We start from the raw sequence: 9,370 nt of genomic DNA, 5'->3' as shown, positions 1-9,370 counted from the left end.
GGTGCACGAACGACACCGCCTCGATTCGGCGTACGCCGGTGCCGGAGAGAGCGTCGAGCAGCCGCACCTTGGCGTCGGTCGGGATCGGGTCCTCGTTCTGCAACCCGTCCCGCGGCCCAACCTCACGGATCGAGACGAAACTCGGCAGGTCCGCCATAAGGGGTCACCTCACTGTGACGAAAGCAGTGCTTAGGGGGTCCTCCCAGCATGCCACCCCACTGTTGATCAAGAGGTTTGCGTCATCCGCGGCGCGAATCCTGACGGAAACCTCTTGATCAACCAGGGCGGGGCTGAGGGGGATGGGCGGGTCGCCAGTTCAGGCGGGGGTCGGGGGGCTGAGGGGGGTGGGGTTAGGTGGGCTATGGCGCCGATTTCCAGGGCGGCCCAGATGCCGGTGGAGGTGCGGGTGATGCCGTGCGGTTCGGCGTTGGGAGTGGGTAGGGCGTAGCCCTCGATCCGTCCGGCGGGGTCGAGGTGACCGATCCGGTTGGCGCCCCACTCGGTGAACCACGCGCCGCCGTCCGGATCGGCCACGATCGCGTGCGGGCGGGCCGCCCGGTCCGGCAGCGGGAACTCGGCGATCTCGCCGTCCGGGTCGATCCGGCCGAGCTGACCGGCGGCGATCTCCACGAACCAGATGACGCCGTCATCGCCCAGCGTGATGCCGACCGGCCCCGCCTTCAATGTGGGTAACGGATGCAGCGTCACCCTGCCGTCGAGGTCGATGCGACCGATCGCATTGGCCTGGTTGAGGGTGAACCAGAGAGCCTGGTCCGCGCCAGCAGTGATCATCGAGGCGAATCCGCCGGTCACCGGCAGCGGGAATGCGGTGTGGGTGCCGTCGGTCTCCACCCGGCCGATGGTGTCGGAGGTCATCCCGGCGTACCAGAGCGCGCCATCAGGCCCAGCCGCGATGCCACCCGGCCCGGCACCGGCCGGCAGGGCGACGGTGCGCTGCTCACCGTCGACGGTGATCCGACCGATCCGGTCGTCTCCCGAGCGGGTGAACCAGAGCGCCCCGTCCGGCCCGGCCGTGATGATCAGCGGGCGACCGCCGGCCGGCTCCAGCGGGTAGGTCCGGACCGCGCCGTCGGGCGACAACCGGGCGATGCCGCCGGCCTGGGCCAGCGTCAGCCACAGCGCGCCGTCCGGGCCGGGCGTGATGCCGTACGGCCCGGCGCCCGGCTCGACGAGTGGAATCTCCCGAATCTCGACGGTCATGCCGTGGGGTCCTTCCGTCGGTGGATCGTCCACCCTGACCGCTCGGCCACCGCCCACACAACCGATTTCGTCCACTGCCGGCCCTGATTGTCAGCTCGCTGACAGGGTCGCCACGGCTTCCGCCCAGACTGCCCGGTCACTGTCGGTGACGACAGCGCACGATGACCGAACCTCTGGAGGACAGCATGTCCCGCACCATCCGCAGGAAGCACCTGCTGGCCGGCCTGGCCACCGCCGGCGTCCTCGGCGTCGGGATCGCGGCCCCGACGATCGCGTTCGCCGCCGACACTTCCACGCCGACACCGAGCGCCAGCACCGCCCCGGCTCCCGGCGGGGCTCCGGGTGCGAAGGCCGACCGGCAGGGCGAGTTCGCCGAGGCGCTCGCCAAGGAGCTGGGCGTGCCCACCGACAAGGTGACCGCCGCACTGGAGAAGATCCGCGAGCAGCACCGCCCGACCGACCGCCCGCAGCGCCCGTCCGCCGAGGACCGGCAGGCCGCGCTCAAGCAGCGCCTGGACCAGGCCGTCAAGGACGGCAAGCTCACCCAGGAGCAGGCCGACGCCATCACCAAGGCCGTCGAGGCCGGCGTCTTCCCCGGCCCCGGCGGCCACCGCGGTCCAGGCGGCCACCACGGCGCTGGTACGCCCGGCAAGTAGTCCGGCGAGTCCGGCCCCGGCAGGCACGAGCAGGCCGGGGCCGAACTCGGTACGGCCCGGGCAGGCCGGGGCCGGCCTCGGCACGCCCCCGGCAGCCGGCAGCCGGCCTCGCACGCCCCGGGCAGCCCGCGGCCGGCCTCGGCACGCCCCGGGGCAGACCCGGTCCGCCCTGTTGGCCCGACCCAGAGCCAGCCCGAGCGACAGTCAGGCCAGCCGGGCATCAGCCCGGCCCTGGAAGGGGTCAGGGCTGCGGGGGCGGGGGCGTGAAAACACCCAGGTGGTTGCCGGCCGGGTCGAGTAGGTGGGCCAGTGTGAGACCGCTCGGTGCCGTACGCGCTGGCACCAGGACCCGGCCGCCGGCAGCTTCGGCCTGTCGGCAGGTCTCCGCCACGTCGGCGACTTCGGCGTAAAACACCGCGTAGTTCGGCGACGTCCCGTCAGTTGCCCGGATCGCCCCGCCGATCCCGGTGTCGCCGCCGGCCCCGGTCACGCGGTAGGACCCGCCGTTGGTCGAGCCCTGCTCCTCGAAGGTCCAGCCGAACAACTCTCCGTAGAACCGCTCCGCGTCCTCGGGCCGGTCGGTGCCGATCTCGAACCAGGTGATGGGCGTGGTGGACCTGGACATCTACTGCCTCCAGAATTTCCGTGCCGGCCGTTCGGCCGTCGTCTGGAGCAGTCTCGGGGCCGTTGGCGACAGCGTCCTGTCGGTGTTTCCGGATCACCCGGCGGGGTTTCCAGCGACGAGACCCACCCTGGCCCGCCGCGCCGCGGACGGGTCTCAGACCAGGCTCAGTGGGCGGACCCGCTCGTGCGGGATGTCGAGATCCGTCAGGCGTAGCTCCCGGGTCACCACGTCGGGCAGCGCCCAGACGCTCCGGATCCGGTCCGTGCGGAAGCACCGCAGCTCATCGCGGAGACGGCACCAGGCGACCAGGTACCAGTGTCGGGAGTTGCCGAGGTAGCCGACTGGTTCGACGTCACGGGTCGAGTCGGCGCCGGCACGGTCGGCGTACCGGATGCGCAGCACGCGCCGCGCGGCGACCGCGTCGGCGACGGTGGCCGGGACGGGCGCGGCTGGCCCGTCGCCGATCAGGTGCACCCGGCCGGCGAGACGGTGCGCCTCGGCGGCGTCGGCGGCCGGCAGCACAGCGACCAGCTTGCGCAGCGCGGTGGCGGCCGGCCCGGCGAACGGCGAGCCGGCGAGCCGGTGCAGCGCCACTGCCATCGCCACCGCCTCGGCGGCGGTCAGGTTTACCGGCGGCAGGGTGCGGGCGCGGTCCAGGACGTAGCCGCCGGTGCGCCCGGGTTCGGCCCAGATCGGCACCCCGGCCTCCTGCAACGCGCCGAGGTCCCGTTCGATGGTCCGGCTGCTCACCTCGAAGCGCGCGGCCAGCCAGCGGGCGCTGCGCGGCCGAGGTGACACCGCCCGCAGCTCCTCGACCAGTGCGTAGAGGCGATCCGTGCGGTTCATGCCCCGCACGCTACGGCCGGGGTACGACGCCCTCCGGCGACCGCCCGCACGGCAAAGCGGACGACCGCCACAACGACGCCGACAACCGCCCACCCGGCAACGCGGACAGCAGCCACGGCGACGCGGACAACCGCCCGCACAGCGACGCGGGCAGCTGGCTCAGGCGATGCAGGCGCAGACGATCAGCGCGGCCCCGAAGTGGGTGGCGGCGCTGACCCGGGCGGCCGGGTGCGGCTCGGGCGAGCAGATGACCTCGCCGAGCTTGCCGGGGGTGAGCAGGTCCAGCACCACGAAGGCCAACGCCATGATCGCCAACCCGACCAGTCCGAAGACCACGGTGGAGGCGAGCCCCTTGCCGAAGTCGCTGTAGCTGGTGAGGATCGCGGTGAAGACGATTCCGGCGATGCCGAGCTGGTTGGCGGCGAGCAGCAACCCCGCGTTGGCGTTGCGCTCGACCCAGATCAGGTCTCGCAGCCGACCCGGGGTGAGCAGGTCGACGAGCCCGAAGCCGGCGGCCATGAGGCCGACGCCGACGAGCCCGAACACGACGCTCTGCCAGGCACCGCTGAACAGATCCTCCAGCACCGACTTGCCTCCCGACTCTCCGCCCGGAGGGGTACCGGCGCGGTGATCGAGACGATAGCGGCAGCGCGCAACGGCGTCAGCCCCCGCGTCTACAGGGCCAGGTAGCGCTGCCGCTCGTACGGGGTGACCTCACGGCGGTACTGCTCCCACTCGGCCCGCTTGTTGCGCAGGAAGAAGTCGAAGACGTGCTCGCCGAGCACCTCGGCGACCAGTTCGGACCCGGCCATCACGTCGATCGCCTCGGCGAGGTTCTCCGGCAGCGCCTCGTAGCCCATGGCGCGCCGCTCCGCGCTGGTCAGCGACCAGACGTCGTCCTCGGCGCCCGGCGGCAGCTCGTACCCCTCCTCGATGCCCTTCAGGCCGGCGCCGAGCAGCACCGCGAAGGCGAGGTACGGGTTGGTCGCCGAGTCCAGCGAGCGGACCTCGACCCGGGCCGAGTTGGGCTTGCCGTAGGCGGGAACCCGGACCAGCGCGGACCGGTTGAGGTGACCCCAGCAGACGTACGCCGGGCTCTCGGTGATCCGGTCGGGCAGGTGCTGCGGGAAGAGCCGCTTGTACGAGTTGACCCACTGGTTGGTGACCGCCGTGTACTCGCGGGCGTGCACCAGCAGACCGGCGATGAACGACTTCGCCACCTTGGACAGCTTCATCGGGTCGCCGCTGTCGTGGAAGGCGTTGCGCTCCCCCTCGAACAGCGACAGGTGGGTGTGCATCCCGCTGCCCGGCTGGTCGGTGAACGGCTTCGGCATGAAGCTGGCCTGCACACCGGTGGAGAGTGCTACCTCCTTGACCACGTGCCGGAAGGTCATGATGTTGTCGGCGGTGGTGAGCGCGTCGGCGTAGCGCAGGTCGATCTCCTGCTGGCCGGGGGCGACCTCGTGGTGGCTGAACTCCACCGAGATGCCGATCCGTTCCAGGGCCAGTACGCCCTGGCGGCGGAAGTCCCGGGCCACGGCGTGGGTGGTGTGCTCGAAGTAGCCGCCGGTGTCGACCGGGGTGGGCACCGAGCCGTCCTGCGGACCGTTCTCGAGCAGGAAGAACTCGATCTCGGGGTGGGTGTAGAAGGTGAAACCCTTCTCGGCTGCCTTGGACAGCGCACGGCGCAGCACGTGCCGGGGGTCGGCCCAGGACGGGCCGCCGTCGGGCAGCAGGATGTCGCAGAACATCCGGGCGCTCTCGCCGCTGACGCCGCCTTCGAAGGGGAAGACCTGGAAGGTGGTCGGGTCGGGCATGGCAACCATGTCCGATTCGAAGACCCGGGCGAAGCCCTCGATCGCCGAGCCGTCGAAGCCGATGCCTTCCTCGAAGGCCGCCTCGAGCTCGGCGGGTGCCACCGAAACGCTCTTGAGCGTGCCCAGAACGTCGGTGAACCACAGCCGGACGAACCGGATGTCCCGCTCTTCCAGCGTGCGGAGGACGAACTCCTGCTGACGGTCCACTTCCCCAACCCCTCGCGACACTCTTTTGTCCGCCTTGGCCGGGCTGTACCCGACCTGATCGCCCAGTGTTCCCGGGCCTGGTTACGCAGACGTTACGCGAACTGCCGCCGGCCGTCCTCTCGTGTCCCGCCCGGCGAGCGCGGGGCCAGTGCCGGGCCGCCGAGGCCGCCGCCACGATGGCCGAGCTCCCGCCGCCGCGGCCTCGGGGACGCCCGTCGCGGCGGGTGGCGGCAATCTCGTCGGAGGGTACGGATTGTCGCGACGAGGCTGGGGCAAGATGAAGGCATGCCCACCCTGCGTCTCGCCCTGTCCCAGGTCAACCCGAGCGTCGGCGACCTCGCCGGAAACGCCGACCTGGTCCGCAGCTGGACTCGCCAGGCCGCCGATGCCGGTGCCCAGCTGGTGCTCTTCCCGGAGATGATGCTGACCGGGTACCCGGTCGAGGACCTCGTCTTCCGGCGTTCCTTCGTCGCCGCGTCCCGGGCCGCCGTGGAGCGGCTGGCCGCCGACCTGGCCGCTGACGGTCTCGGCGAGCTGCCGGTCGTGGTCGGTTACCTGGACGCCGACGGTCCGCCGCAGGTCAGCGGGGACGCCGAGCCGGGCCGAGGTGCCCGCAACGCCGCCGCGCTGCTGCACCGGGGCGTCGTGGCCGCCCGCTACTTCAAGCACCACCTGCCCAACTACGGGGTCTTCGACGAGGACCGGTACTTCGTCTCCGGTGACGCGCTGACAGTGGTGCGGATCGGCGGCGTGGACGTCGCGCTGACCATCTGCGAGGACCTGTGGCAGGCCGGCGGTCCGTTCGCCGCGGCCCGGAGGGCCGGCGTCGGCCTGGTCGTCAACATCAACGGCTCGCCGTACGAGCTGAACAAGGACGACATCCGGCTGCCGCTGGTCCGCCGCCGGGCCGCCGAGGCGGGCGCCGCCATCGCGTACGTCAACATGACCGGCGGCCAGGACGAGCTGGTCTTCGAGGGCGACTCGATGATCGTGGGCGCCGACGGTGAGCTGCTCACCCGGGCCCCGCAGTTCGTCGAACACCTGCTCGTCCACGACGTCGAGTTGCCGGCCGCCGCCACCGGGCCGACCACCGAGACGCTGGCCGACGGGATGCGGATCGTGCACAGCACGCTGGACGGCATTCCGCCCACGCCGTCCGGCCCGGCCGCCACCGGCGGGCTGATCGAGCCGGTGGCCGACGAGGCCGAGGTGTGGCAGGCGCTGGTGCTGGGTCTGCGCGACTACGTCAACAAGAACCGGTTCCCGTCGGTGGTGCTCGGTCTCTCCGGCGGCATCGACTCGGCGGTGGTGGCGGCGCTCGCCGTCGACGCGCTCGGGCCGGACCGGGTGGTCGGGGTGTCGCTGCCCAGCCAGCACTCCTCGGAGCACTCCCGGGAGGACGCCGCCGACCTGGCCAAGCGCACCGGCCTGGACTACCGCGTCGAGCCGATCCAGCCGATGGTCGACGGCTTCCTGGCCAACCTGTCGCTGTCCGGCGTGGCAGTGGAGAACCTGCAGGCCCGGGTCCGTGGCGTGATCCTGATGGCGCTGTCGAACCAGGAGGGCCACCTGGTGCTGACCACCGGCAACAAGAGTGAGCTGGCGGTCGGCTACTCCACCCTGTACGGCGACTCGGTGGGCGGCTTCAACCCGGTCAAGGACGTCTGGAAGACGCTGATCTGGCGGCTCGCGAAGTGGCGCAACAGGGACGCGGCACGGCGCGGTGAGACCGCCCCGATCCCGGAGAACTCGATCGGCAAGCCGCCGAGCGCCGAGCTGAGCCCGGGCCAGCTCGACAGCGACAGCCTGCCCGACTACGACGTCCTGGACCCGATCCTGATCGGCTACGTCGACGGTGACCTCGGCCGCGACGGGCTGGTCGAGTCGGGTCACGACCCGGCGATCGTGGACAAGGTGCTGCGGCTGGTGGATACCGCCGAGTACAAGCGACGGCAGTCGGCGCCGGGCACGAAGATCTCCATGAAGGCGTTCGGCCGGGACCGCCGTCTGCCGATCACCAACCGGTGGCGCGAGCACGGCTGAGCCGTACCCCTGGGGGTGCCGGGTCGGTGGCGCGGCCCGGCGCCGCCGCGCGGTGACCTCGCGGCGCGGTCGCGGGTGGCCAGGTGGGGCGGCCCCGCGCTGGTGGAGTGACATCTTGCACTGGGCCCTGCCGTCAGCCCGTCTCGCGGTGCGACGATCGCGGCGGAACCCGGGGACCGCGCAGGCGGCCTCGAGGAAGGGAGACAGAGATGGTGGAGTCCACTCCGCACGAGGTGACCGCGTTGTACGGCGGCCCGGCCACCCGACGGGTCCGCACCCGCGACCTGACGGCCGCCAAGGAGCGCGGCGAGCGGTGGCCGATGCTCACCTCGTACGACCAGTACACGGCGTCGATCTTCGACCAGGCCGGTGTTCCGGTGCTGCTGGTCGGCGACTCGGCCGCGAACAACGTGTTCGGCTACGAGACCACCCTGCCGATCACCGCCGACGAGCTGCTTCCGCTGGTCCGGGCCGTGGTGCGGGCGACCCGGCAGGCGCTGGTCGTCGGTGACCTGCCGTTCGGCTCGTACGAGGAGGGCCCGGCCCAGGCGCTGCGCACCGCCGTCCGGTTCATGAAGGAGGGTGGCTGTCACGCGGTGAAGTTGGAGGGTGGCCGCCGAAACGCCGCGCAGATCGCCGCGATCGTCGGCGCTGGTATTCCGGTGATGGCGCACATCGGTTTCACCCCGCAGAGTGAGCACACCCTGGGCGGCTACCGCGTGCAGGGTCGCGGCGACGCCGCCGACGAGGTGCTGGCCGACGCGCGGGCGGTGGCGGAGGCGGGCGCGTTCGCCGTGGTGTTGGAGATGGTGCCCGGCGAGGTGGCCAAGCGGATCACCCACGAGCTGCCGATCCCCACTGTGGGCATCGGCGCGGGCCCGGACACCGACGCGCAGGTGCTGGTCTGGCAGGACATGGCCGGGCTTCGGACGGGCAAGGCACCCCGTTTCGTCAAGCGGTACGCGGATCTGGCCGGCGCTCTCACCGACGCCACCCGCCGTTTCGCCGACGAGGTCCGCGGCGGCGAGTTCCCCGCCGCCGAACACACCTTCTAGTACCGGGCACGGCGTGATCCACCCGGCTTTGCCTTTGCCGAGATCAGGGGTGGATCACGCCGCTCCTGTCAGAGGTCGGTGACGCGGATGCCGGCGTGCGCCTTGTAGCGCTTGTTGATGGCGATCAGGTTGGCGGTGAACGCCTCGATCTGGTGGGCGTTGCGCAACCGGCCGGCGTAGACGCCCCGCATGCCGGGAATCCGGGCGGCCAACGCGCCGACGATGTCGACCAGCTCACGGTCCTCGGTGCAGATCAGCACGTCCAGGTCGATCCGGTCGACCTCGGGGTCGGCCAGTAGCGGAGCGCTGACGTGGTTGAACGCGGCGCAGACCCGGGAGTCGGGCAGCAGCGCGGCGGCCTGCTGCACGGCGCTGCCCTCGGCGACGGTCAGCGCGTACGGGCCCTGCTTGTCGAAGCCGAGCGGGTTGACGCAGTCGACGACGATCCGGCCGGCGAGCGGCTCGGCGAGGGCTGCGACGGTGGCGGCGTGCCCGTCCCACGGCACCGCGATGATCACCACGTCGCTGCGTCGGGCCACCTCGTCGTTGGCCGCACCGGTGACGCTGCCGCCGGCCGGCACGCCGGGCAGGGCGGCGATCTCGGCCGCGGACTCGGCGGCCCGCTCAGCCGACCGGGACCCGATCAGCACCGTCTGGCCGGCCCGCGCGAACCGGTAGGCGAGGCCCCGCCCCTGGTCGCCGGTGCCGCCGATGATGCCGACCGTCAGCCCGGACACGTCGGGCAGCGTGCTCGCGTCGTATGCCATGGCCTCATCCTCGCAAACCGCTCGGTCGGTCAGCAGCGCCGAGCGCTGTGAGAATCCCCGCTGCCGCGAGCTGGTCGCGCCGGCGGGCGAGGAGTGGGCCAGCGACGGCGGTCCGGTCAGGCCAGCTCGAACA

Annotated in this window: 9 protein-coding genes and 1 pseudogene; 3 read left to right on the top strand and 7 right to left on the bottom strand. The window is 71.9% G+C overall.

Annotated elements, in window-relative coordinates; translation table 11 throughout:
- Positions 1-148 (bottom strand): annotated as a pseudogene (locus KBX08_RS31580) (hydroxymethylglutaryl-CoA lyase); the annotation flags it as partial.
- Between the two features lie 77 nt (positions 149-225).
- Positions 226-1,221, bottom strand: coding sequence for a virginiamycin B lyase (locus KBX08_RS31575; RefSeq protein ID WP_247670402.1), 996 nt, complete (start codon positions 1,219-1,221; stop codon positions 226-228).
- Positions 1,222-1,406: 185 nt separating this feature from the next.
- Here KBX08_RS31575 and KBX08_RS31570 point away from each other — a divergent pair, with 185 nt between their 5' ends.
- Entirely contained in the window at positions 1,407-1,877 is a 471-nt protein-coding gene (locus KBX08_RS31570) for a hypothetical protein (RefSeq protein WP_210787427.1), read from the top strand.
- Positions 1,878-2,118: 241 nt separating this feature from the next.
- On the opposite strand, the gene KBX08_RS31565 is transcribed toward KBX08_RS31570, so the two are convergent.
- The 4 genes from KBX08_RS31565 to glnA all read right to left on the bottom strand — a co-directional run bounded on the left by KBX08_RS31565 (position 2,119) and on the right by glnA (position 5,372).
- Positions 2,119-2,502, bottom strand: coding sequence for a VOC family protein (locus KBX08_RS31565; protein ID WP_112582648.1), 384 nt, complete (start codon positions 2,500-2,502; stop codon positions 2,119-2,121).
- Between the two features lie 153 nt (positions 2,503-2,655).
- Complete coding sequence (locus tag KBX08_RS31560) at positions 2,656-3,348, bottom strand: YafY family protein (RefSeq protein ID WP_210787426.1); 693 nt, start codon at positions 3,346-3,348, stop codon at positions 2,656-2,658.
- A 159-nt stretch (positions 3,349-3,507) separates the two neighbouring features.
- Complete coding sequence (locus KBX08_RS31555; protein WP_210787425.1) at positions 3,508-3,933, bottom strand: DUF350 domain-containing protein; 426 nt, start codon at positions 3,931-3,933, stop codon at positions 3,508-3,510.
- Between the two features lie 89 nt (positions 3,934-4,022).
- Positions 4,023-5,372 (bottom strand): type I glutamate--ammonia ligase, encoded by a 1,350-nt coding sequence (gene glnA / locus KBX08_RS31550; RefSeq protein ID WP_210787424.1) that lies wholly within the window; start codon positions 5,370-5,372, stop codon positions 4,023-4,025.
- Between the two features lie 285 nt (positions 5,373-5,657).
- Here glnA and KBX08_RS31545 point away from each other — a divergent pair, with 285 nt between their 5' ends.
- Both KBX08_RS31545 and panB read left to right on the top strand, forming a co-directional pair.
- Positions 5,658-7,415, top strand: a complete 1,758-nt coding sequence (locus KBX08_RS31545) for an NAD+ synthase (RefSeq protein WP_210787423.1) — start codon at positions 5,658-5,660, stop codon at positions 7,413-7,415.
- 209 nt (positions 7,416-7,624) lie between these two features.
- Positions 7,625-8,470 (top strand): 3-methyl-2-oxobutanoate hydroxymethyltransferase, encoded by an 846-nt coding sequence (gene panB, locus KBX08_RS31540; protein ID WP_210787422.1) that lies wholly within the window; start codon positions 7,625-7,627, stop codon positions 8,468-8,470.
- Between the two features lie 68 nt (positions 8,471-8,538).
- On the opposite strand, the gene npdG is transcribed toward panB, so the two are convergent.
- Positions 8,539-9,237: an NADPH-dependent F420 reductase gene (gene npdG / locus KBX08_RS31535; RefSeq protein WP_112620287.1), complete on the bottom strand. Its 699-nt coding sequence runs from the start codon at positions 9,235-9,237 to the stop codon at positions 8,539-8,541.
- Positions 9,238-9,370 lie beyond the last annotated feature (133 nt).

The sequence above is a fragment of the Micromonospora sp. H61 genome, from assembly GCF_018070325.1.
GTDB classification, from domain to species: Bacteria; Actinomycetota; Actinomycetes; order Mycobacteriales; family Micromonosporaceae; genus Micromonospora; species Micromonospora salmantinae.
Note: the sequence above shows the minus strand (reverse complement) of the source record. Positions and strands in the feature narration are given on the sequence as shown.

Excerpts from the sequence above, each read along its gene's own strand:
- KBX08_RS31575 (WP_247670402.1), bottom strand. The coding sequence starts at position 1,221 with ATGACCGTCGAGATTCGGGAGATTCCACTCGTCGAGCCGGGCGCCGGG.
- KBX08_RS31570 (WP_210787427.1), top strand. The coding sequence starts at position 1,407 with ATGTCCCGCACCATCCGCAGGAAGCACCTGCTGGCCGGCCTGGCCACC.
- KBX08_RS31565 (WP_112582648.1), bottom strand. The coding sequence starts at position 2,502 with ATGTCCAGGTCCACCACGCCCATCACCTGGTTCGAGATCGGCACCGAC.
- KBX08_RS31560 (WP_210787426.1), bottom strand. The coding sequence starts at position 3,348 with ATGAACCGCACGGATCGCCTCTACGCACTGGTCGAGGAGCTGCGGGCG.
- KBX08_RS31545 (WP_210787423.1), top strand. The coding sequence starts at position 5,658 with ATGCCCACCCTGCGTCTCGCCCTGTCCCAGGTCAACCCGAGCGTCGGC.
- panB (WP_210787422.1), top strand. The coding sequence starts at position 7,625 with ATGGTGGAGTCCACTCCGCACGAGGTGACCGCGTTGTACGGCGGCCCG.
- npdG (WP_112620287.1), bottom strand. The coding sequence starts at position 9,237 with ATGGCATACGACGCGAGCACGCTGCCCGACGTGTCCGGGCTGACGGTC.